The organism is Treponema sp. C6A8 (assembly GCF_000619925.1).
In the GTDB taxonomy this organism is placed as follows: Bacteria; Spirochaetota; Spirochaetia; order Treponematales; family Treponemataceae; genus Treponema_D.
In genome coordinates, this window is sequence record NZ_JHVB01000002.1 from 167,951 (window position 1) to 192,868 (window position 24,918).

The following is a 24,918-nucleotide window of genomic DNA, read 5'->3' on the forward strand; positions in this document are numbered from 1 at the left end:
CCTAAACGATTTCTAAATATAAATAAATTATAAATGCGGAATTTCCGGCGCGATATGAAAAATAATAAACAAAAAGGGTAAAAAAAAGAACAAAGTGTCCTTCTTCCATATTTAAATGATATAATTAAAGCATGTACAAAAAGTGCATTTTTTCAAAAATAAAATCTTCATTTCAAAAAAGACCCTTAATCACCCAGCTGAATATTTTTGTAATAACGCTGATGACAGTGATTTTACTTTCCCTGATTACTTTTACCTATTTTCGCTCAAGCAGGCAGATAATCAATCAGTATGTAACCGATACAAAAAAACTTCTGGCGCTTCAGGCAAGTCAGCTTGAATCATATTTCGGCCAGCTGGACAGTTTTTCCCTTCATTTGCGAGCCGACCAGATGTTTATGGAGCTGATTGCAACTTCAAAACCTCATTCCTACTTTTCTTCAGAATATTTGAAATCACTTGTGAGAAATGAATTTTATGCCCGCGAAGACCTTATCGACTTCAGCCTGTATGACGTTGCCCATAAATCCAGCTATACAATTTCACGGCAGGCAGCAAGAAACATTCAGACCGGAGATGCGGCTGCAATTTATGAACTTCCCAACTACAGCATTTTTTCTTCCGGCAAACGATACAAGGATGTAATTCCTTCAAGGCAGGAAGACGGACTTCTCACCTATTACAGAACCATCATCAACATAAAAGACCAGAAGCCCCTTGCCTTTGTAACTTTCAACGTGGACTGTTCCTGGCCTGATTTGAACATAGGAACCTCTGCCGAAAATGAAATTACAATTCTAGCCGATGAAACAGGAAAGATTTTTTATAAAAAAGGCAGCGTAAAAACATCTGCCCTTAATTTTCTATTTGAAAAAGATGATTTTGAAGAAGCCGCCGAAAAAGAAAAGCGTTTTATAAAAATCAAAAAGCAGCAGTATATGATGGTTCAAAGCCGCCTTCAAAAAAGCGGCTGGTACATAATCAGCCTGATTCCAAAAAAGCAGCTCGATTCTTATACCGCATCGACAATGAACATAGGCCTCTTTCTGGGCTTCTTTTCAATCCTGCTTTCCGGCCTTTTGATTTCAATCTTCATCAAATTTTTTACTCATCCTCTATCCGTGCTTTCAGATCAGCTGAAAATTGCCGGTCAGGGAAACTTCAAGACAAGAATAAATATCCGGGGTTCAAAAGAAATCGCCCTGCTTTCAGATACTTTTAACGGCATGATTGAACAGATTGACGGGCTTATTGAAAAGAACTACATTGCCCAGCTGGCCTGGAAAAACGCCCAGCTTGTCGCTCTCAAAGCCCAGATAAATCCTCATTTTTTATATAACATTCTTCAGACAATTTCCGCAGAAGCCATAGAAAACGATCAGGAAAAAATCAATGATATGGTAATGGCCCTTTCTTCAATGCTCAAATACACAATCCGCGGTGATGATATAGTTACCCTGCATACGGAAATGGAACGCGTAGAGGATTACCTTTTCCTTCAAAAAGAAAGATTCGGCGAAAGGCTTTCTTACAATATTAAAATTGACGAAGACCTTCAGCTTTTGATGATTCCAAAAATCAGCGTCCTAAATCTTGTAGAAAACGCCGTAGTTCACGGAATGTCAAAATCTTCTGAAAAGCTGCATATTGAAATCAGTGCAGAGCATCAGGAAGCCCAGCTGGTAATTACGGTAACTGATGACGGACTTGGCATAAGCCCCGAAAATCTTGAAGAAATCCAGAAATCCCTTGATTCGGATGACAAAACGATTTCAGGGGAAACTATCGGCCTGAAAAATCTTTCCAACCGGCTTAAGCTTATGTACGGAAATGATGCGCGGATTATCGTTTACAGCACTCAGTTCACCGGCACAAGCGTTGTAATGCAGCTTACAACTGCGGAAAAGCCATCCGAATCTCAAAAGGCCCTTAATATTAACTCCGAGGTAGTATGATATGTATAAGGCACTTATAATTGATGACGAAAGAGCGGTTCACGTTGCCGTAAAAAAACAGGGCGAATGGCAGAATTTTGACATGGAAGAACCGGATTCTGCCTGGGACGGTCAGGAAGGACTGGAAAAACTTCGCGCAAATAAATACGACATAATTTTTGTGGATATGAACATGCCGGTTATGAACGGCAGCGAATTCTTAAAACAGGCCTCGCAGGAATTCCCTGAGTCAAAATTCATCGTAATCAGCGGCTATGACGATTTCCGCTATGCAAAATCTGCCCTTCAGGCAAACGCCCTGGATTATTTACTCAAGCCGGTCGCAAAAAATGAATTGAATACAGTGCTGTCACGGGCAGTTCAGCTGCTGGAAGAAAAACGCGCGGTCCAGGCCGGAAAATCTGGTGAAGTCTCTGATGCCTCGCTTACGCCGCAGACCTTACCGCCGGCAATCAAGGCTTACATCGATGAGCATTTTGCAGAAGATATAACTCTGGAACAGCTGGGAAAAACTTTCTTTTTTACAAAAGAATATCTTTCAAGACTTTTTAAAAAGCGTTACGAATGCGGAATTTATGATTATGTTCTTAAAGTCCGCATGGAATTTGCAAAGCAGCTTCTTGAGCAGCCTAACCTGCAAATCCAGCAGATTGCCTTTAACACAGGCTACAAAGACAGCAATTACTTCAGCAAGGCCTTCAAAACTTTTTACGGTATTTCCCCGACAGAGTACCGGGACAGCCTGCAGGGGCAGAAAAAATCCTAAATCTTCTTTACTGAATCGCGGATTACAAGTTTTACAGGAAGCCTTACATTGCATTCCTGAACAGATTCACCGCGGATAAGGGAAACCAGCAGAGAAACTGCGGATTTTCCCTTTTCGAAAATATCCTGATTTACAGTCGTAAGACCTGGATTTGAAAATTCAGCGTAAGAGTTGTTATCAAAACCGACAACCGAAACTTCATCAGGAATTGAATGGCCCTTTTTTTCAAGATTTTGAACTGCTTCCGAAGCATAAAAGTCAGAGGCAAAAAAGAGGGCAGTAAATCTTTTTTGGGAAATCAGCTTTTCTACAATTTGCAGGCGTTTTTCCTTGTTTTTGGTGATTGGCACAAAATCACAATCGCCGTCAGGTCCAAAGGAAATGCCGTGCTTCAACAAAGAATTTTTTAATCCGATAAGACGGAAAGCGTCAACTCCGCTTGGCTGGGTATTATCAGCAAGAAAGGCAATTTTTCTGTGACCGCATTCAATCAGATATTCAGTCATCAAAAATCCGCCGTACAAATCTTCAAGTCCGACATTAAAAAAGCTTTTTCCGCCGTCAGATTTTTCATCCTTTTCTTCATCAGAAAGATAGGAGTCAATAAAAACGACAGGAACGTTGGCGCTCTGCCTTACAAGCTCAGCCTTATGCCCCGAAACACCAAGAAGAATAAGCCCTGCCATGTTCCAGGTTGAAATCAGCTTTATCCATTTTGAAAAATCATCATTTGAATAAAGCATAGTGTAATAGCCGTTTTTCTGTAAATTCTGTTCAAGCGTACCGATAATCGCACTTACGTAAGGGTCCTGAATTGCCAGATCATCATCGCGTGCATCATAATTAAGGATAATTCCTACAATATGAGATGTATTGTGAGCCAGCATTGAAGCGGCAAGGTTAGGCGCAAAATGGATTTCATCCAGAATCTTCTGCACCTTTTTATATTTTTCTGGAGAAACTTTTTTTGTATTTCCGTGAATAACGTTAGAAACCGTTGTTGGGCTTACTCCCGCTAATGCTGCAATTTCCTTAATAGTTGCCATAAACTTAATTTACATTTTTTTCGACTTATTTTATAGAGCCTTTCATAACTCCGTTCATGATAAAGCGCTGACATACGACGTAAACAATCAGAACCGGAATCAAAACCATGACGTAAGAAGCAAAGGCCAGGTTGTAATTCGTACTGAACTGAGTGCGGAATACATACTGAGAAAGCTGCAAAGTCTGGAATTTCTGCTTTGTCAGGAGAACCAGAGGCATTAAAAAGTCGTTCCAGGTCCACATAACAGTCAGAATTGCAATCGTTGAATGAATTGGTTTCAAAATCGGAAAAATTACGTGAATAAAAATCTGCAGGGGATTTGCGCCGTCAATATAAGCGGCTTCATCAAGGGCTGCCGGAATAGATTTCAGAACCCCGTTATAGAGGAAGGTATTCATAGGAAGTCCAAAAACGACATAAAGCACGATTATTCCCCAGACATTATCCAGATGGAAAAAGTTTGCCTGCTTTACAAGAGGCAGCATCAGAACCTGAAAAGGAATAAACATGGCGCTCAAAAAGTAGTAATACAGAAGATTAAAAAATCTGCTTCTCTGACGGTTTCTCGCAATTACATAGGCAACGGCAGAATTAGTAATGATAGTAAAACTGGCTGTAAAAATCGTGATGATGAAAGTATTCAGGAATTTTAAAGGAAATTCAGTAAGCTTCCAGGCCTCGGAAAAATTCTTAAATTCCGGATGCTTTGGCAGGCTGAGAATATTCTGCATATCTGACGGAGTTTTCAGCGAAATATTAAGGGTGATGTACAAAACTCCAAGAATTCCAAAAATACCAAAAAGAAAAAGCAGGACAAAAATTACATAATCAGAAATTGCATAATTTTTTTTATTTTTTTCGCTTTTATTCATATTTTTTCTCCCGATTTTCAAAGAATCTAAGCTGGAAAACAGAAACAGCAACGACAACAATAAAGAGGATTACAGAGTCTGCAGACTGATAGGCAAACTGCTGGCCCTGGAAGCCTCTTTTATAAATCAAAACTGCAATTGAAGTTGTTGCGTCTCCCGGACCTCCGTTTGTAAGGGCAATAATCTGGTCAAAAACCATCAGGAAGTTCTTTCCGCACAGGACCATATTAATAGTAAAAAACGGAGCAAGCATTGGGAAAGTTATTTTGAAAAACCTGTAGATTCCGTATGCGCCGTCAAGCGCGCAGGCTTCATAGATATCTGTATCAATTGTCTGTAAACCGGAAATATAAATCAGGGTGTTGAAGGCAAGACTCTGCCAGACTGTAACAAGCAGAACTCCAAGCCAGGCACTTTCCGTTCCCAGAATATTTGTCTTCATAAAATCAATATTGAAGATATTTCCCAAATAAGGCACTAAATTAGAAAAGAAAAATCTGAAAACATAGCTGATAATAAGGGTTCCAAGCATGTAAGGAAGAAAATATACTGCCTTCAAAAAATCCTTACACCAGACAACCCGGTTTAATCCGCAGGCTATAATCAGACTAAGAACATTAACAAGAAGAGTAGCTGAAAGCGCAAACTTAAAAGTAAAAAGATAGGCGCGGATGATATTAGGGTCTTTAAGAAGCTGGATATAATTTCTTAAACCGGTAAAATGCCAGTTACCATAGCCTTTCCAGTCAGTAAGGCTGTAAAAAATGCCGCTCAAAAAAGGCCAGGTATGCAGCATGAAAAATAAAATTGCCATGGGCACGGTCATCACATAGCAAAGTGTTTGTATTTTGAAGTTTTTTTTCATTTTTTTTCCAGGGATGATGGTGATATGGAGCCTTTCCCGAAAAATCAGAAAAGACTCCAAAAAAAGCTTTTTAAGACTTAGCGGTCATTTACAGCGTCATACTGAGCATCACATTCAGCAAGAGTTTCTGCAATGTTCTTTGCGTCATCAACGCCGTTTGCATAATTAAGGGCAAACTTAGAAAGAACAGTTGCCAGATCGTATCCAGAAGGATAATAGTGATCAGGGAAGTCAGATACTCTACCGGCAGCGATTGTTGCCTTTACGCCTTCTACAGTTTTATTATTCTGCTTTACGTCCTTTACAGCGCTGAAAGCAAACTGTTCGTTTACATACTGCTGTGCGATATCTTTTCTAACAAGGAAGGCAGCAAAATCTTTTGCAAGTTCAGCCTGCTTTGTTTTTGCTGAAATAGCGATACAAACATCAATACCGGAAGTAACTGTGTTTTTAGCTGCATTATCAGTAGAAGGGAAAGCAAAGAGGTCAACTTCGATATCAGGATTATTCTTGATGAATTCAGGAATAGCCCAGTTTCCGTTAATCATCATTGCAGCTTCTCCCTGAGCAAATTTCTTGTTACCTTCATCATAGCTTGTTCCCATAAAATCGCTGCCCTGGCTGTTTTTCAGGATTGTAAGGTATTTTTCAAGAACTTCCTTATGTGTTGCGGCAAAAGTTGTTTTTCCGTTTCGGCGGTCTTCTGTAAAGTTTTCAGGAGCAATTACAGGAGCCATGCTGTTCCAAGGTGGAAGACAAGTCCATGAATCAAGAAAGGTCAATTCAAAAGGCTGAATTCCTGCCTTCTTCAATTTTGCAATGGCGCTCATAAAATCTGTCCATGTTTCAGGAATTGAAACGCCGGCTTTGCGGAAGAGGGCCTTATTATAGAGAACACCAGAGGCATTTGTTGCATATGGAATTGCAAAGGCTTTTTTAGATTTGTCAGCATTGATGTCATAAAGCATCTTAAGATAATTTTCCTGAACGTTGTTGATAAAATCAGTTTCAGTCAAATCCATAAGAACGCCGCTTGAACCGAATTCTGTGTAGTTTGAATCACCACCCATCATGATTACATCTGGAATATCATTTTTTGCAAGGCGGGCGCGAAGAACTGTTCCTGCATCTGCCGGCGAAACTACTGTAACAACAGTGCCGTCATTTCTTTCTTTTGCAAACTGCTCTGCAAACTCTTTCAAAGTAGAGATACTTTCAGGTTTTGTAGAAAATACTTCCAGCGTTTTCTTGCCGGAAGAACCACAGCTTGAGAATGCAAGGGCGCTTAATGCCAATGCACCTGCAACTTTTAATAATTTTTTCATTTTATCCTCCTATTTTTTCCTGATATTTCTACCAGGCCATAAGCAATTTATTTTCACATTGAAATTACCGCTGCCTCATAAGGGCGGAGTAATTTCTGAGGGAAGCTTTCATAATTACTTAGAAGAAGTTTTCCCTTTTTGAATTCTTCAGGAAGCTGGTACTCGCAAGGCTCTTCAAAGAAGTTGCAGACAACCAGAAGTTTTTTACCTTCCAGCTCCCTTGTATAAATGACCAGCTTCTGATTTTCCTTTTCCAAAAGCTGGAATTTTCCGTAAACGACAATGTCATTTTCCTTTCGGATTTTGTTTATCGTTCTGAAAAAGTTATAGACAGATTTTTCGTCCTTTACCTGCTTTTCAGCATTAATTTCCTTATAGTTTTTATTTACGTCAATCCATGGAGTTCCGGCCGAAAAGCCTGCGTTTTTTTCTGCATTCCACTGCATCGGGGTTCTTGCGTTATCGCGGCTGACACGATTCAGATACTGCATCATTTTGTCAGCCGGAATAGGATTTTCCTTTTTTGTAGTAAATTCCCTGAAGGCATTGAAAGTTTCCACATCCCTGAAATCATCAAGATTTTTGAATTCAGAGTTTGTCATTCCAAGTTCCTGTCCCTGATAGATATAAGGAGTTCCCTTCTGGAAATAAAGGCAGACAGCCAGCATCTTTGAGCATAATTCCCTGTATTTTCCATCCCCCTGATAGCGGCTTACGATGCGAGGCTGATCATGATTTTCCCAGTAAAGGCTGTTCCAGGCCTTGCCTTCCAGCTCAACCTGCCATTTTTCAAATATTTTTTTCATGCGGACTAAATCAATGGGTTTTTCAATCCATTTGCAGCCGTCAGCTTCAGCATCAATTCGCTCAAACTGGAAGACCATTTCAAGTTCATTTGAATCAAAGCCCGCAAATAATTTTGCATCAGAAGTTGTAACGCCGGCAGTTTCGCCTACCGTAAAAAGATTGTATTTTGAAAGAACCTTCTCATTCATTTCCTTAAGGAAATCATGAACGCCAGGAAGATTTACGCAGTAAGGCCCAAAATCACCATAAAGGGCCCCGGCATTTACTTTTCCGTCAGGGAAAGCCTGATTTTTCTTAATAAAGCCGATTACGTCCATGCGGAAACCGTCAACGCCTTTTTTGCACCACCAGTTCATCATAGAGAAAATTTCCTCACGAACCTTAGGATTTTCCCAGTTCAAGTCCGGCTGTTCCTTTGCAAAAAGATGAAGATAATACTGGCCTGTCAGTTCGTCGCGTTCCCAGGCAGGACCTGAAAAAACGCTGCCCCAGTTGTTAGGAGGCAAGGCCCCTTTTTCTCCCTTTCCGTCTTTCCAGATATAAAAATCGCGGTAAGGATTGTCTTTTGACTTGCGGCTTTCCAAAAACCACTTATGCTGATTGCTTGTATGATTTACAACAAGATCGACAACAATTTTCAGCCCCTTTTCGTGAGCCTCTTTCAGCATGGCATCAAAGTCTTCCATTGTGCCGAATTCCGGATTTATAGCCTGATAATCACTGATATCATATCCGTTATCTACGCCCGGCGACTGATAAAAAGGACTTATCCAGATTACGTCAACACCAAGATTTTTTATGTAATCCAGCTTCTGCCTGATTCCATTAATATCGCCAATTCCATCGCCGTTAGAATCCATAAAGCTTCTTGGATAAATCTGATAAACAACAGCTTCTTTCCACCAATTCTTCATTTCCATAAATAAATTCCTTAAATGCAGTTTTACGTAATACGTGTTACGTAAAACCTAGATATTATAATAATTCCCTATTTTTCATTTGTCAAATTTAAATTTTAGCGATTTTGAAAAAATAGTTGATCTATGTTTTTATCAACCGTCTCACAGAGATCTTCAAGACTCACACCGCGGGCTTGTGCAACAAAACGATAGGTATGTTCCACAAGCACAGGCGAACAAGGCTCTCCGCGATGAGGCACAGGAGCCAGATAAGGAGAATCTGTTTCGCACAAAATGCGGTCCTGGGGCACATAACGAAGAAGTTCCAGCATGGCATCCATCTTGGATTTTTTGGTGTAGGTGACACTTCCGCTGAAGCTTATATACCAGCCCAAATCCAGAAATTTCTTAGCTTCTTCAAGTCCGTAACTGTAACAGTGAATAATTCCGTCGTGATTTCCAACCCGCTTAATACATTCAAGAGTATCTTCAAATGCATCACGGCTATGTATAATAGAAGGAAGTTTCATATCGCGGGCAAGATTAAGCTGCATTTCAAAAAGTTCCTGCTCGCCAAAATAGGTTTTATCATCAAAATCACTTTCACAGCGACCGTCAACTCCGCTTGGATTCCAGTGATGATCCAGGCCAAACTCTCCAAGGGCAACAATCTTACGGTGCAGGGTATCCTGATTTTCATCTTTAGCCGCGGCCTCAATCTGCCCCTTCAAAACCTCAATGCGTTCCGCTCGCGCACGAATTTCATCTACACTTGGCCAGATTCCTGCAGAAAAATAAACAAAATCACGCGCCTTCTGCGCCGCCCCGAATTCCATTGCAGTTATCGCTTTTTCCAGGCAGTACTCGCGTCTCAGTAAATCATCCGCTTCGGTTCCAATATCAAGGCCAAAACGGCAGCCCCGCTCTGCCATTGAAGTTAAAACCGCAACCCCGTCTACTCCGCGGTTTTCTGTCATATTCTGAAAATGAAAATGTGTATCGCTGAACATGGGGGAAATTATAGCATATTAATGCAGTGCCACAAAGGAGTTGCAAGTTTGTTAGAGAAAGGCTGCTGGCGGGTAAAATCCGGAAGCCAGCTTGTATCGTCACTCAATTCCTGATAGAAAAGATATGCAAAATCGTAAGCGTCAATCAAATCCCTGATGTCGCCGTCTTCTTCAGGAGTAACAAGGCGGTTTTCAATAGTAGAAAGCGCCTTCTGCCTTCTTTCAGCCGCACCTTCCTTTTCCTTAAAAGGAACCGGAGTATACTGATTCATCAGGGAAATAATTGCCTTTTCATCAGCATTTTCCTTCAGCCATTCAAGAACCTTTGCAGTTTCTTCAAAGCGTCCCGGCAAGAAAAGATGGCGTATAATTACACCCGAAAGCATTTTTTCCTTGCTGCACTGCTTTCCGATTTCCTTATCAAAGCCAGTTTTTTCACCAACACGAAGAGGATTATTTTCTATCATCCAGGAAATTGCATCCGTCGCGATTTTCGGATAATCTTCTGCGGCAAAAAGCTTTTTGGAAAGTTCAGGATTAAGAGTTTTAAGGTCAGGAAGCCAGATTGTTACAAGTCCCCGCAGTAGTTCCAGCATTTCGATAGTTTCGTAGGCAGATGAATTCCAGCAGAAGGGAATTGTAACGCCGCTGTCTTTTGCCTGCTTAATAAAATCAGCAAGGCGGGGAATATGATGACTTGGAGTTACAAGATTTATGTTCTCAGCCCCTTTTTCCTGAAGTCGCAGGCAGATTGAAACGAAATTGTCTGCCGTAAGTTCTGAGCCCAGTCCGTTCTGAGAAATCTGATAATTCTGGCAGAAGGCGCAGCGAAGTGTACAGCCGGTAAGGAAGATTGTTCCGCTTCCTCCGTGAACCGTGATTAAAGGCTCTTCTCCAAAATGAAGTCCTGCAAAGGCAGCCCGCAAAACAGCAGTTTCGCCACAAATGCCGGCTTTTCCTTCAAGACGGTTTACTTCACATTTTCGGGGGCACTGAGTACATTTCTTATAATATGTAGAATAATCAATTATCTCGTTCATAATATGGAATTAATATGCGCCTTTACTTACAAGTGTTGCCATCAGGCTCTGAAGGGTATCAATCGGCATATCCTCAGCTTCATAATTTACAAGGTCACCCATTTCCTGCCAGTCGTGCTGGTCAAGCTCATCATAGCCTTCATCCGAATCTTCAAGGAAAGAAAGCATGGCTGCAAGTTTATCAAGATGAGCTGCCGTAGGTTCATTTTCCTGTTCAGAAGAAGCGTGAATATATTCATTTTCCCAATATTCAAAAATTGAATTTGCAAGGCTTGTCGGGGCACTTGTTGAACGCGCAAAAAGTTTCTGCAAGTCCGGCGCTACGCGCATAAAATCACCTTTACCGCTGTTTTCCTGGCGGTCATGTTTAAGGATACGCTGCACATCGCTGTTGAATTTAGCAATATCTGTCATAGCCATAATTATAACATAAAATAATTAAAGTATACAGACAGATTTTTAAACGTCTTTTTATAAAAAAAATTTGCGTGTTGGGAATTATGAGTTATAATAAATTATAATATTTCATTTTTTTTCATCAGGAGGAACAAAATATGAAAAAGCTTAGCGTATTAATCATGACTGCGCTTATTTGTGTTACAAACATGGTTGCGCAGCAGATCCCGGCAGGAAGAGATATTCTGCCTGTAGTTTTGGATTTTGCTTATGATAAGGAGTATTTCATTGAGAGTGAAATTCAGGTAGCAGATGTTGTTAATAATGAATATTTGATTTCCGGCTATGGCGTAAAGAAGATGGGAGTCGGATATACAAGACAGGATTACACAGTTCAGATTACAAGAAAAGATACTGAACTTATTATTACTGTTTCAGATATGCTTTCTATTGGTTCAGACAAGGATGGTGTTCCACTTCCAACTGCAACACAGACAGGTAATACTGCAAAATCAACAGAAAAAACAAGACTTGCAATCCAGAAGGATCTTTCAAAACGCCTTAATTCATGGGGTGACAAAGAATACCGCCAGAAGTTGAATGTTGCGCTTACATCACCAGTTATCTTGAGCACAATTGCAAGACAGTCAGCTTTGGTTTTCAAGAAGTTTATTTCTGATAATAAAATTGTAGGAAAGGCAACAGACTTCCAGATTAAAGTTATCAGTGTTGACAAATCACCTGTTGACGGCTTCAAGAACTGCATCACTGGACAGGCATTCTGCGGTTACAAAACAGGTTCAGGTGGAATTCCAAAGCCTGAATATGTAACAGTTTCAGTTTACACAGACAAGACAACTGCTGAAGAAAACTACACTGTAAGAGGAACTATCAGAGACGTTAAGAGAGCTGATGTAGGCGGTTTGGCTTCAATTGAAGTAAACGAATAGTTTATAATCTGACTTTTTTGATCCCGTTCGCTTTTCCGGACGGGATTTTTTATTTTTAAAAATTGCCCTTTTTACAGCCTTTTTCTGTTTATTTTGGGCGGTTATATGTTATAATTCTTGCATGGCTAAAGCATCATCAAAAAAACTAACTGGAATTGCGGTTCCGCTCGGAGCCTTGTATACAAAAGAAAATCCTGTAATCGGTGAGTATCCTGATCTGGCAGTTTTTGCCGAATTCTGTAAAAAAGCTGACATAGATTTAATTCAGCTTCTTCCTGTAAACGACACCGGAACTCAAAGCTCTCCATATTCAGGTCTTTCAGCTTATGCTCTTCATCCAATTTACATCAGACTAAAAGATATTCCGGGATTTGAAGCCCTTTATAATTCCGATGAAAAATTCAAAAAACGCTACGATGATTTCATTCAGAAATACGGCTATACACTCCGTTATGATTACGACGGAATCTCTAAGGCTAAGGAAGCCCTCATTCTTGCTATCTGGGCAACAACAGAAAGCTATCAGAAAGGCAGCCCGGACGTTGCCCTTACAAAATGGATTTCTGAAAATGAATGGGTAAAAACTTACGCCGTTTATAAAAATCTCAAGCATAACTACGAACAGGCAAGCTGGAAAAGCTGGCACAAGGAAGACCAGCAGAAAACTCCAGAAGAAATCAAAAAACTCTGGTCCACAAAAGCCTTCTATAAAGAACATCTTTTCCACGCCTGGTGCCAGAAGATTGCAGACGAGCAGTTTACGGCAGCCACAAAAAAAGTTCACGAACTTGGAATTAAAATCAAGGGCGACATGCCAATCTTGATGAACGATGATTCCTGCGACGCCTGGGCATTCCCACAGTTCTTTAACCAGAACCTTCGCGCAGGCTCTCCTGTTGATAACGAAAACCCAACCGGCCAGAACTGGGGCTTCCCTACCTACAACTGGAAAAACCTCAAGGCTGACAATTATTCATGGTGGAAAAAGCGTCTTACTCTTTCAGAAAAATATTACGATGCATACCGCTTGGACCACATTCTGGGATTTTTCCGTATCTGGGCTATCCCGGACACAGACGCAAATGCAATCAACGGGCATACAGAACCTTATGCTGCCCTTAAAATTGAAGATTTGTATAATCTTGGTTTTGACGATGACAGAATCCGCTGGCTCAGTCAGCCTCATATTCCTACTGGCGTTATTGAAGACATCACCTGGAATCACGACAGTGCCCACAAAATCCTTTCAGTTTTCTGTGACAAAATTGAAAACGAGGAACTCTGGCGCTTCAAGAAGACTGTTAAGGGCTCACAGCAGATTTACTGGACAGACCTTTCTGAATACTGCAATGACGACGCTGCAAACCGCATCCGACAGAAACTTGTAGACTACTGGTCAAACCGCACACTTCTTGAAGTTGCAAAAAATAAGTTTGTTCCACTCTGGATTTACTTCAAATCAACTTCATGGCAGACACTTTCTGACTACGAAAAAGACCAGCTGAAAAAAGAATTTGACGCGCTGGACGTAAAAAATACAGCCTTGTGGAAAAAGCAGTCTGATGAAATTCTTTCTGCCCTCACAAAATCTGTAAAAATGACTCCTTGCGGAGAAGATTTGGGCGTAAACATTGAATGCGTTCCTGCAGTAATGGAAAAGAACGGCATTCTTGGACTTCGCGTAATCCGCTGGACAAGAAAATGGGCAGAAAACGGCCAGCCTTACATTCCTTTTGAAGATTATACAGCTCTTTCTGTTGCAACAACATCAGTTCACGACTCTTCAACAAACCGCCAGTGGTGGAATGAAGAAAAAGACAGCGCTAAAGCCTTTGTCTACGAAAACGCAGCTGATTTTGGCATTGCAAAGGACTGGAACGAAGCTGCAAGAATTTCAAACGGAGAATTTACTCCGGAACTTGCAGAAAAAATTATGCTTTCATGTACAAAAGCAAACAGCATGTGGTTTATTTCGCCAATTCAGGATTTCCTCTATATGGAAAAACGCTACTGGCTTGATAATGCCGCAGACGAACGAATAAACATTCCGGGTTCTGTTACAAAGTTCAACTGGACTTACAGACTCCCGATTGAAATTACAGAGCTTGCAAATGACAATGAATTAATAGAAAAAATAAAAAAAGTTGCAAAACGATAATTAAATAAAGTTAGGAAGGGAAAAAAACAACATGAACATTTCGTACAATGAGTTTCACGTAGGAAGAAAAATCCGTGATTTATGTAATTTTGATGCGGCTCTTTTTTCTTCTTCGGGAAACGTAGTGATAAAAAATATGGCGAACGTGCGTAAGTTTGCCATGCTTATAAATGACGTTTTTAAAAACCGTAATCAGGAAAATAAACAGATTTCTGCCGGCCAGCTGAACGCCATGGGACTTCTGGATGAAATCTTCCATTATGTCTGCATGCTTTACCGCCGCGATGTGCTGGGCTCTTTGATGCAGGAAATGCTGACAGCACTTGATAAGCAGTTTACGCCTGAAAAAGTAGACCAGCTTCTTCTTGATTTTATGAAGGAGTTCCCGCCGGTTGAAGTTTATCAGGAAAAAACATCGGCTAAAGAATACCTTTCAAGAAAATGCGTCGATGCGGGAACAGGACTTGAGCGTTCTAACCGCGAACAGACACTTGAAGAGATGATTCTTCTTCACCTTGCCAACGAAAACCCTGCTTTCAAACCTTTTGCCATCCTTTTTAATGATTTAGAACTTCAGAAAAATCCACTTTACAATAAATCCTGGGCTGTAATTCAGGCCTATGCAAAATCTAAGCCAAAATTCGGACCTTTTAATCATGATTTGATTTCCATGCTGCGTGAACCGGTTGTTTACAGTCCTAACAGCCTTCGCGGCCAGCTTGAATACATCAGAAAGCACTGGGCAGCACTTCTTGGTGAATGGCTCAAGCGCCTTCTTGCCGGTATCGACCTTATTTCTGAGGAAGAAAAGGCATCCTGGAAGGGCTTTGGCGGCGGAGACTTGCCTGACATGCAGCCTTACAGCTTTGAAGAGCTTACAAAAGAATATGAACGCTTCAGTCCTGACCGCGACTGGATGCCAAAGGTTATCCTTATGGCAAAAACCGTTCTTGTATGGCTGGATCAGCTTACAAAACAGTACGGTTATCCAATCACTCGTCTTGACCAGATTCCTGATGCCGAGCTGGACAAACTGAGGGACGAAGGATTTACCGGCCTCTGGCTGATTGGACTTTGGGAACGAAGTAATGCTTCAAAAAGAATTAAGCAGCTCTGCGGAAACCCTGAGGCAGCAGCTTCGGCTTACTCACTTTTTGACTATAATATCGCGCAGAATATCGGCGGCTGGGATGCCCTTGCAAATCTTCGTCAGAGACTCTGGCAGAGAGGAATCCGCCTTGCATCGGATATGGTTCCAAACCACACTGGTATGGACGGCGACTGGGTTATGAACAAGCCTGATCTATTTGTTCAGCGCCGCGACTGTCCTTTCCCAACCTACACCTTCAACGGCGAAAACCTTTCTCACGATCCTAGAACCAGCGTTTACCTTGAAGACCACTATTATTCAAAAAATGACTGCGCTGTAGTTTTTAAGCGTGTAGACAATCAGACTGGCGATGTACGCTACATCTACCACGGAAACGACGGCACAGGACTTCCCTGGAATGATACAGCCCAGCTGGACTATCTTAACCCTCAGACCCGAGAAGAAGTTATCCAGCAGATTTTGCACGTTGCACGTAACTTCCCTATTATCCGCTTTGATGCGGCAATGGTTCTGGCTAAAAAATCAATCCGCCGCCTCTGGTATCCGGAGCCGGGACATGGAGGAGACATTGCAACCCGTTCTGAGACAGGACTCAGCACCCAGCAGTTCAACGATGCAATTCCAAATGAATTCTGGCGCGAAGTTGTAGACCGCGTTGCCCAGGAAGTGCCGGACACTCTTCTCCTTGCAGAAGCCTTCTGGATGATGGAAGGATTCTTCGTTCGTACTCTTGGTATGCACCGTGTTTATAATTCAGCCTTCATGAACATGCTGAAAAAAGAGGAAAATCAGAAATACCGCGACACTGTAAAAAATACAATCACCTTTGACCCGCAGATTCTTAAGCGTTATGTAAACTTTATGAATAACCCTGACGAAGAAACTGCAATTGCTCAGTTTGGTGACGGCGACAAATACTTTGGTGTATGTACCCTCATGGTAACAATGCCTGGTCTTCCAATGTTCGGTCACGGTCAGATTGAAGGCTTTACAGAAAAATACGGGATGGAATATACAAAGGCATACAAGGATGAAAAGCCTAATCAGTGGCTTGTTGACCGTCACTGGCGAGAAATTTTCCCTCTTATGCACAAGCGCCACATCTTTGCAAACGTAGAAAACTTCCTTTTCTATGATTTGTGGGATAACGGCCATGTAAATGAAAACGTATTTGCCTACTCAAACTCTTGCGGAAACGAATACGCCGTTGTTTTCTATAACAACAAATACGACAGGGCTTCGGGCTGGATTAAACAGTCTGATCCTTATGCAGTAAAAACAGCAGACGGCATTCAGATGAGAAGCCGTTCAATTTCTGAAGGCCTCAATCTTACAGCAGAAGATGACAAATATTTAATCTTCCGCGAGCACAGAAGCAACCTCTGGTATATCCGCAAATCCAGCGAAATCTGTGAAAAAGGTATGTACGTTGCCCTGAACGGTTTTGAATATCAGGTTTTGCTTGACGTTCACCAGGTAAGTGATTTTGCAGATCACCGCTATAAGATTCTCTGCGAAACTTTGAACGGAAAAGGCTGCGAAGACATCGAAATCGCATGGCAGGAAATCATCTACAAGGATTTGTATGCCGCCCTCAACGCCTTTGCAGAAAAATCACTCAAACCTCTTGCCAAGGCATTTGGTCTTGAATTCAAAAAGCCAGAGCCTCAGCCGGAAGCAGAAGAAAAACCTTCAAAGGCAAAGAAAACTGCAAAAGCTAAAAAAGAAGAAAAAGCTTCCCTTGTTTCAGATAAAGAGCTCAAGGCAATTTTTGCAGACGCAAAGGAAAGCGGTCTTGCCTTCTTTACAGAGGCTAAAAACTTTGCCGGCGAGACAAAAACTCGGGCTGCAGAAAAGCAGCTTGCCCTTTTTGAAAGCCGCGTAAAGGAACTTGCAAAGGTTCACAATGAAAAGGCTGTAAAGATGCCTAAAGACGTAACTGCAAGCCTTGCAAAATGCAAAGATATAATCAGCTTTGCAAAAATCATGGAAACAGCAAGTCCAAACATTGAACTTGCCCTTTTGAGCTGGGCTTTAACTGCGGATTTTGCAGAAACAGGTCTTGCCGCAAGCTGGGCCTTCGGAAGAAAGCTCAGTCAGTTCCTTAAGGCAGAGCAGATTGTTGAAAATGAAGACAGATACTCTTTCATCAAGCTTTTCATACTCGCTTCAGTTTCAGCTACAACAGGAATTGAAAAAGACAGCAAGAAACTTGCACTCAACATTGTTGAACTTCTTGTAAACAGCAATAATGCAGGCGGCTTAAGCGGCGCCAACACCTTTGACAATATCAGATGGTTTAATAAGGAAGTAATTGAAGCAAGTCTTAATCAGATTGTGCTTTTAATGCTTCTTGACGCTAAAACAGCTGAAGTTCCTGCAATACTTGCCCTTTACAAGACTTTGCAGACTGCAAAGCTTAAGGCAGCCTACAAATGCGAACTTCTTCTTAAGCAGTTCATGCCAAAAACAGCTGCCCGCCGCAAAAGCGACACAAGCAAGGCAAAAACTACTGCAAAAGCGGAAAAGACAGGCGCAAAGAAAAGCACTGCCAAAAAGCCAGCCGTAAAAGCTAAAGCTTCTGTAAAGAAGACAAGTTCCACAAAAAAGAAATAATAAATGAAGTAAAAAGGCTCCGTTCAACGGAGCCTTTTTTTTAGAATTTCTTATTTACTTCTTCGACAATCTTTCGTAAAGCATCAGCGCCGTCTGCCAGCGGCCGGTTCAAATCTACATGTTCAAGAGAGAAACTGATAATAGAAGGAATGTCCGGAGATTCACCAATTGCATGGCGGCAGAAATCACTGTGAATTGACGGATGACTGTAAGAAAAGAGAACTACAGCGCCGTCTTCATCAAGAATATCAGAAGCGGTTTCTTTTGCAGCAGCATAAGCTCTTGCCGCCTGTTCATCACAATAAACACCGTACTTAATGTAAAGTTCTTTTGCCGCAGACTCTGCCATTACATCAGAAACTTCAACCGGATATACGAAGTTTTTAAGCATTACTCCGTTCTTTCCAAAGAAGTGCTCAAGACGTTCAAGATTTGCAGGCGCAATAGGATTTACAGCACCACGTTTATTTACATCAACAAAAGAATCAAGAATTACAGGATTTCCCATACCATCGCGAGAAAGTGCATTAGTAGAAGGAACAACAAAGCCGTTTACAGGAAGGGCAAACTTCCAGCTCATAAGGCCGGCAGTAAGAGTTCCGTAATTTCCCGCATCAAGGGCATAGTATAAATCACCGTAAATTCGCTCTTTAATTTTTGCAAAACTGTATGGATAAAAGAAAACCTGACCTAAAAGGCGGCAGACATTCGTTGTATTTGCAACTGTAAGGGCATTCTCATGAACATAGCTTTTATCAGCAAAAACTTTTGCAATTTCAGCTTTAATCTGTTCTTCGCTGCCATCCATTTCTATCGGATAAATATTTCCTCCGTTCCAGAACAAATCCTTTTCTTCAAGACCGCGGACAGTTCCCTTTTGATAGACGAGAACTGCCTTAACGTGTTTTTTACCGCGAAGAGTATTTGCAAGGACAGCGCCAAGCCCGCCGTGAGTAAAATCCAGAAAGAGGGCATTTCCGCCGTTTAATTCAGATGTCGTTTCAAGATAAGAACAGAGATAGGAAACTCCGTAATCACGATGATAGCCTGTGTAACCGTTATAAAGCTCCATCAAAAAAAGCCGGTCATCCAGCTGTTTTAAAACCGGAGAAAATGGAAAGGCATCCATTGCAATTTTATTACAGATAATCGGGCTGAATTCATCGCCGATAAAAGCCGAAGTTAAAGTTCCGGCGAGAGAAGTGAAAGTTGTTTTTTTGTTGATGTAATAAATCCAGCGGCGAAGGTCTTCAATATCAGTCGGAATAAAAACTCCACCGTCTTCTGGAATACAGTCTCTTACAGCCTGTGAAAATTTTACGCAAAGATTTTCGTTTCTGGTGCTTGTAAAGTTCATATAAATTCAATGATACAGCAGAAATTAGCGAAAATCTACTTTTATAATTTAAAAATCTTAATCTTCTAAATCTGGAATGATTTTTCTGAGGTGTTCCATAAACTGCTCGCCGGTAACACCTTCGCGAAGGCAGGCAAACATACAGTTATCGCCGGCAACAGTTCCGATAATGTCATCAAGATTGAGGTTATCCACTGCATTGCAGACAGTATTTGCGTGACCGGAAAAAGTCTTGATTACGACAATATTTCCGCTGAAATCAATGCTAACATAACCGCGAAGGAAATCCTGGATATAAATTGACTGGCTTTCGTTATTTTCTTCATCATCAGGAAGGGCATACATATAGCCTGATTTTCCGTCAGGAACCTTTCCCACTTTCAAAAGCTTTAAATCACGGCTGAGAGTTGCCTGAGTAACATCAAAGCCCTCTTTCTGAAGAAGCGACAAGAGTACATCCTGACTTTCGATACTGTTTGATTTAATAAGAGTCTTAATCAGTTTAAGCCGCGACTGTCGTTCTTTCATATCTGCCTCTCAGAAAATGTATAAATATACAAAAAATATACATTATTTATACATTTTATGCAATTCAAAAAAATCTTACTTTTTTTTCGGGATTTTTTGTCAAAACATATATAAACGAAGCCATATTATATATATGAAAAGAAAAGTACTTTACACAGTGATTTTGATTTTTGCAGGTTTTTCAAAAATGAAGAGCCTGACGGCGGATGAGCTTTCGGGGGCGCTGCAGGAAAAGATTTTGCTGCCTTTTGCAGAATTGCGTTCGTCACAGAATTTTGAAAAAGCAAACTGGGGTGCGGCAATTTTTACTCCACAGAAATTCAGGAACTTTCCCTTCCAGTTTAAAGCGGGAAACCTTACGCCGGGAGGAGGATTTTCAAAATTAAACAATCCACAGCTTTCTTCTACCTTATCGCCCTTTTCGATTGCAAAAACTGATGTGTCCACAATTACGGCAGGACTTCCGGGGATTTCAAGCTACACTAAGCAGATAAGTTATTTTGCGGAATTAGGTTATATTAATAGAAAGAAAGTATTCTCTCAGACCAAAGCCAACTGTTTTTTTAATCCAGAGGATAAGTTTCCGGCCTTTTCTGCAATGCAGTCTGTCAAGTTATGGAAAAACGTCATCATTACGGCAGCTGGTTCTGCGGGATATTTTACTTACGAAGAAAACACTTTTAATTCCTGGTTTACGACTTCTGATTTTTACTATCACGAGGGAAAGCATTTTTGCATGATGCCCCAGCTTTCGCTTTCAGTACCGCATTTTAATACGCTGTTTTCCTGCGCAACTTATGAAAGTCCATTTGGAAAATTACTTTCTACCTATAAAACAGAAAACAAAATCACAGCGGGACGCTACAGCTTAAACATTTCTCTTTTTTACAATGAAAATAAAGGAATTATCACGGCAAATGAAACAAGGCTAAAGCCGCAAGTGCAGACAAAACTTGGACTTCAGGCTAAATATGCGGTAGGAAAAAATAGACCGGTATTTTTAAAGGTTGGCTTAAGCGGCTACACGGCGACAAATCTTTTGCAGTCAGAAAAGGAAGATAAGTTCAAATTAGCGGCAGGAGCAAAAGTTCAGTCTCCGCTATATTGCTTTGCCTTTTCTACCCTTGCAAACTTTACTATTAACATGGCGGAAAATCAGCCACAAACGAACTTTGACAGCACAAGCTTTCTCTTTTCAAACAGCTGGTATTTTAAGAAAATCACGCCGGGAATGACGGCAGGAGTCACTTTCAGCCCGGATAATAAGAAACACTCACTAACGACCTGTGAAAAATTCGGGCTTTCGGCGGCATTTTTCAAAAATCCCAAAATTACGGCGGCAACAAACTTCACTTTTACTCAGAAAGATGGAAGAAGTACAAAACAGTCTAATACGACTTCAGTTTCAGCCAGCTGGAGAGTAAAATGCCTTAGTTTTATGGGAAAAATCAGCTTAAAAATTGAAGAAAGCTAACCGGCGGGAGAATTGAGGAGTTCCGAAGGAAGTGCAAAGCAGTTTTGCTGCGACGCACCGCGCGAAGCAAGCTCCGAAATGCGACTGGGCAATAGTTCTCGCCTATAATTCCTACAACTTGAGCGAAGCGAAAGTTAAGCAATGGTTAGGCGCATTCGGAAGTTGGAATTGCAATTACGACCATTGCACGACTGGGTGACATCCCCCCCCTCTAAAAAAAAGGGATTTTGCATATTGAAACTGAAAAGGAATTTCTATATTATTGTAGGACAGTATTTTAAAACTTAGGAATTTTTTTTTAAAGAGGTAACAATATGGCTTGGGATATTTCAAAAGTAAGAAATATCGGTATCAGTGCCCACATTGACTCAGGAAAGACAACAACTTCAGAACGTATCTTGTTCTACTGTAACAAGATTCATGCAATTCACGAAGTTCGTGGTAAAGACGGTGTCGGTGCTGTAATGGATAACATGGAACTGGAACGCGAACGCGGTATTACAATCCAGTCAGCTGCTACTCAGGTTCAGTGGAAAGACTACACAATCAACCTTATCGACACACCGGGTCACGTAGACTTTACTGTAGAAGTTGAACGCTCACTTCGCGTTCTTGACGGCGCTATCATGATTTTGTGTGCCGTTGCTGGTGTTCAGTCACAGTCTATCACAGTTGACCGTCAGCTTAAACGTTATCATGTACCTCGTGTTGCATTTGTAAACAAGTGTGACCGTCAGGGTGCTAACCCAATCCGCGTATGCAATCAGGTTCGCGAAAAACTCGGTCTTAACGCTCATATGATGGAACTTCCAATCGGTTTGGAAGACAAACTTGAAGGTGTTGTAGACTTAGTTGCTATGAAAGCAATCTACTTCGATGGTCCTAACGGTGAAGATTTGCGCATTGCAGAAATTCCTGAAAACCTCAAAGCAGATGCAGAAAAATATCGTGAAGAACTTTTGGATGCTGCTTCTATGTTCGATGATTCTTTGATGGAAGAAATCATGGAAAATGGATACGAAGGCGTTGCAGAAGACAAAATCATCGCTGCTATCCGTAAGGGTACTTTGGCAGAACAGTTTGTAGGTGTATTCTGTGGTTCTGCTCACGTAAACAAAGGTATCCAGCCATTGTTGGACGCAGTTCTCCGCTACTTGCCAGCTCCAAACGAAGTTCGCAACGTTGCTCTTGACCTTGACAACAACGAAGCTGAAGTTGAACTTGAATCAGTTGACAACAAACCTTGTGTTGCACTTGGTTTCAAACTTGATGATGGTCAGTATGGTCAGCTTACTTATACTCGTGTTTACCAGGGTAAAATTAAGAAGGGTGAAGAACTCTACAATACTCGTACAAAGAAGAAGTTCAAGGTTGGACGTCTTGTACGTATGAACTCTGCTCAGATGGAAGATATCAACGAAGGTTGTGCAGGTGATATCGTTGCACTCTTCGGTGTAGACTGTGCTTCTGGTGATACATTCGTAAACGGTGGAGTAAACTACTCTATGGCTTCTATGTACGTTCCGGAACCTGTAATTTCTTTGTCTATCAAACCAAAGGACAAACAGGCTGAAATGCAGATGTCTAAGGCTCTTAACCGCTTTACAAAAGAAGACCCAACATTCCGCGTATACACAGATCCTGAATCTAACGAAACAATCATCAAGGGTATGGGTGAGCTTCACCTTGAAGTATACGTTGAGCGTATGAAGCGCGAATACAACTGTGAAGTAGAAACAGGTGCTCCACAGGTTGCTTACCGCGAGTCTATCACTACAACTGGTGACTTCAACTATACACATAAGAAACAGTCTGGTGGTTCTGGTCAGTACGGTCGTGTTGCCGGATTCATGGAGCCAATTTCAGACAAAGACTACGAATTCGTAGACGCAATTAAGGGTGGTGCAATTCCTAACGAATTCATCCCTTCTTGTGATAAAGGTTTCCAGAAAGCTATGAAGGAAGGTTCTTTGATTGGAGCTCCTATCGTAGGTGTTAAGATGACAATCAATGATGGTCAGTCACACCCAGTAGACTCTAACGATAACGCATTCCAGATTGCTGCTATTGGTGCTTTCCGTGAAGGTTACCTCAAGGCAAAACCAGTTATTCTTGAACCAATCATGAAGGTACAGCTTTCTGCACCTACAGAATTCCAGGGTAACTTGTTCGGTCTTATCAACCAGCGCCGTGGTGTAATCGTTGACTCAACAGATGAAAACAACACATCTGTAGTAAACGCTGAAGTTCCACTTTCAGAAATGTTCGGATTCTCTACTATCCTCCGTTCTTCAACTCAGGGTAAAGGTGAATTCACAATGGAATTCGAAAAATACGGTAAAGTTCCTAACGCTGTAGCTGATGAACTTATCGCTAAACACAAGGCTGCAAAAGAAGCTGGTAAGAAATAAGCTTACCTGAAGCTTTTTAGCTGAGAAACGCCGTCCGGTTTTCGGGCGGCGTTTTTGTTTTAAAACAACTATATTGTTATTTTAAAGAAAAATTTAATTAAAAAAATAAGAATGATTATAATTATTATTTAGATGACTGATTTTTTATGATAGCATTCGAAATCAAAAATACAAGAAAAAAAGCCATATGAATTTCTTTAAATATTAAAAATATCAAATCTATAAACGTATCCATTCATGCCATCCACCAATATAGCAATTAGTACTACAATTTCGAGGTTGTTTCGTTGTTTGTACAACTACATTACAATGTCTACATTGATAATTGATTGTTCCAACCTCACCTAATTCATACCAATTATGCCACTCATGATTTTTACACCCATTCACTTCTGGCTTCCTTGATTGTTTTACAATTGTGCCACATTTTCCACAACAATACCAAAAAATCTTTGGAGAAGAAAAGCTGTTTATACTACTCTGCTTATTTCTTGAACGTATAGAGCCTTCATCACTAGTAAAAATTCCTTTTATGATATAAATAAATATCAATACTCCACTTAACAGAAAAGTACCTAAACCAATAATAACAATCTTTGCAATATAACTTATAAACCAAGATTTTGGATTAAGTGTAATTTTTTTATTTTCATAGTTTCTAACTTTATTTTTTAGTTTTATCGTAAATAATATAGATAATAAACTAATACAAATTAATGCAAAGCATAAATAATGATGAGAATTCAATATAAAGTTTCCTGCCTCAACCTCGATTGAAATCTTATAAACCGCATAACAAATAGAAGAAAAGAACACAACCCATGGCAATTCTATTAACACAATCCATTGAAGTAAGCCAACTCGTTCATTATCAATTGCTACAGTTTTTTTACCGCCTGCAGCACAGTACATTAATTTATATATAAGAATGTAAGAATAAATAAAATCCTGAAAAAATTTTAACTGCTCTTTTCTATCTTTTTTCCATAAATTTTCTTTTATTTTAGTTGAGTCTATAATTTGAACACCATCTATATTTTCTAATTTTACCTTTTTAATTTCCTCTGTGATATCCTCTGATAATATTGCGGCAATGAGTGAATTCTCATATTTTGGAGTATTAATTGTTCCGATAAAAATCGGCACATCAACACCCTTATAAACAGCATTAATCTTACATCCAAGAAGTAACTTATCCTCAAACACTACAAAATTATTTATTGCAATTTTCTTTTTATTCATATTCTGCAAACTTTCATTTATAAGAGTTTGTATCGTTCTTTTCTGTATCAAGTCCATTATTTTACCTCTAATTAACTATTTTTATGGA

Annotated in this window: 18 protein-coding genes; 7 read left to right on the forward strand and 11 right to left on the reverse strand. The window is 40.5% G+C overall.

What is annotated here, in order from left to right; translation table 11 throughout:
- Positions 1–221 precede the first annotated feature (221 nt).
- A complete protein-coding gene (locus tag T530_RS0104400; RefSeq protein ID WP_197018240.1) occupies positions 222–1,955 on the forward strand; it encodes a sensor histidine kinase in 1,734 nt (577 codons plus the stop codon).
- A gap of 1 nt (position 1,956) precedes the next feature.
- Positions 1,957–2,721 carry a response regulator gene (locus T530_RS0104405; RefSeq protein ID WP_027727982.1) on the forward strand — a complete coding sequence of 255 codons (765 nt, stop codon included), beginning with the start codon at positions 1,957–1,959 and terminating at the stop codon, positions 2,719–2,721.
- Here the strand turns inward: T530_RS0104405 and T530_RS0104410 are convergent.
- The 8 genes from T530_RS0104410 to T530_RS0104445 form a co-directional block, all read right to left on the reverse strand.
- Entirely contained in the window at positions 2,718–3,767 is a 1,050-nt protein-coding gene (locus T530_RS0104410) for a LacI family DNA-binding transcriptional regulator (protein ID WP_027727983.1), read from the reverse strand. The genes T530_RS0104405 and T530_RS0104410 overlap by 4 nt on opposite strands.
- A gap of 25 nt (positions 3,768–3,792) precedes the next feature.
- The gene (locus T530_RS0104415; protein WP_027727984.1) at positions 3,793–4,641 is read right to left on the reverse strand and encodes a carbohydrate ABC transporter permease; all 849 of its coding nucleotides are present in this window, start codon (positions 4,639–4,641) and stop codon (positions 3,793–3,795) included.
- A complete protein-coding gene (locus T530_RS0104420; protein ID WP_252507350.1) occupies positions 4,634–5,455 on the reverse strand; it encodes a carbohydrate ABC transporter permease in 822 nt (273 codons plus the stop codon). The genes T530_RS0104415 and T530_RS0104420 overlap by 8 nt, the downstream gene beginning before the upstream one ends.
- A gap of 128 nt (positions 5,456–5,583) precedes the next feature.
- A complete protein-coding gene (locus T530_RS0104425; protein WP_027727986.1) occupies positions 5,584–6,831 on the reverse strand; it encodes an ABC transporter substrate-binding protein in 1,248 nt (415 codons plus the stop codon).
- A gap of 53 nt (positions 6,832–6,884) precedes the next feature.
- Positions 6,885–8,558 carry an alpha-glucosidase gene (locus T530_RS0104430; RefSeq protein ID WP_027727987.1) on the reverse strand — a complete coding sequence of 558 codons (1,674 nt, stop codon included), beginning with the start codon at positions 8,556–8,558 and terminating at the stop codon, positions 6,885–6,887.
- Between the two features lie 95 nt (positions 8,559–8,653).
- A complete protein-coding gene (locus T530_RS0104435; RefSeq protein WP_027727988.1) occupies positions 8,654–9,547 on the reverse strand; it encodes a TatD family hydrolase in 894 nt (297 codons plus the stop codon).
- An 8-nt stretch (positions 9,548–9,555) separates the two neighbouring features.
- Positions 9,556–10,587, reverse strand: coding sequence for a radical SAM protein (locus tag T530_RS0104440; RefSeq protein WP_027727989.1), 1,032 nt, complete (start codon positions 10,585–10,587; stop codon positions 9,556–9,558).
- Between the two features lie 9 nt (positions 10,588–10,596).
- Positions 10,597–11,001, reverse strand: a complete 405-nt coding sequence (locus tag T530_RS0104445; RefSeq protein ID WP_156011537.1) for a hypothetical protein — start codon at positions 10,999–11,001, stop codon at positions 10,597–10,599.
- Between the two features lie 140 nt (positions 11,002–11,141).
- Here T530_RS0104445 and T530_RS0104450 point away from each other — a divergent pair, with 140 nt between their 5' ends.
- From T530_RS0104450 to T530_RS13500, 3 genes are all read left to right on the forward strand, one after another.
- Positions 11,142–11,933, forward strand: a complete 792-nt coding sequence (locus T530_RS0104450; protein WP_027727991.1) for a hypothetical protein — start codon at positions 11,142–11,144, stop codon at positions 11,931–11,933.
- Positions 11,934–12,054: 121 nt separating this feature from the next.
- The gene (locus T530_RS0104455) at positions 12,055–14,091 is read left to right on the forward strand and encodes a 4-alpha-glucanotransferase (RefSeq protein WP_027727992.1); all 2,037 of its coding nucleotides are present in this window, start codon (positions 12,055–12,057) and stop codon (positions 14,089–14,091) included.
- A gap of 31 nt (positions 14,092–14,122) precedes the next feature.
- Positions 14,123–17,818 (forward strand): alpha-amylase family glycosyl hydrolase, encoded by a 3,696-nt coding sequence (locus T530_RS13500; protein WP_038073657.1) that lies wholly within the window; start codon positions 14,123–14,125, stop codon positions 17,816–17,818.
- A gap of 40 nt (positions 17,819–17,858) precedes the next feature.
- Here the strand turns inward: T530_RS13500 and T530_RS0104465 are convergent, their stop codons facing one another.
- A complete protein-coding gene (locus T530_RS0104465) occupies positions 17,859–19,175 on the reverse strand; it encodes a threonine synthase (RefSeq protein WP_027727993.1) in 1,317 nt (438 codons plus the stop codon).
- A gap of 57 nt (positions 19,176–19,232) precedes the next feature.
- Positions 19,233–19,703, reverse strand: coding sequence for an arginine repressor (gene argR / locus T530_RS0104470; RefSeq protein ID WP_027727994.1), 471 nt, complete (start codon positions 19,701–19,703; stop codon positions 19,233–19,235).
- Between the two features lie 133 nt (positions 19,704–19,836).
- On the opposite strand from argR, the gene T530_RS0104475 reads away from it, so the two are divergent.
- Entirely contained in the window at positions 19,837–21,177 is a 1,341-nt protein-coding gene (locus T530_RS0104475; RefSeq protein WP_027727995.1) for a hypothetical protein, read from the forward strand.
- A 314-nt stretch (positions 21,178–21,491) separates the two neighbouring features.
- Positions 21,492–23,588: an elongation factor G gene (gene fusA, locus T530_RS0104480; RefSeq protein WP_027727996.1), complete on the forward strand. Its 2,097-nt coding sequence runs from the start codon at positions 21,492–21,494 to the stop codon at positions 23,586–23,588.
- A 219-nt stretch (positions 23,589–23,807) separates the two neighbouring features.
- Here fusA and T530_RS0104485 read toward each other — a convergent pair whose 3' ends face one another.
- A complete protein-coding gene (locus T530_RS0104485) occupies positions 23,808–24,887 on the reverse strand; it encodes a hypothetical protein (protein WP_027727997.1) in 1,080 nt (359 codons plus the stop codon).
- Positions 24,888–24,918: the final 31 nt, after the last annotated feature.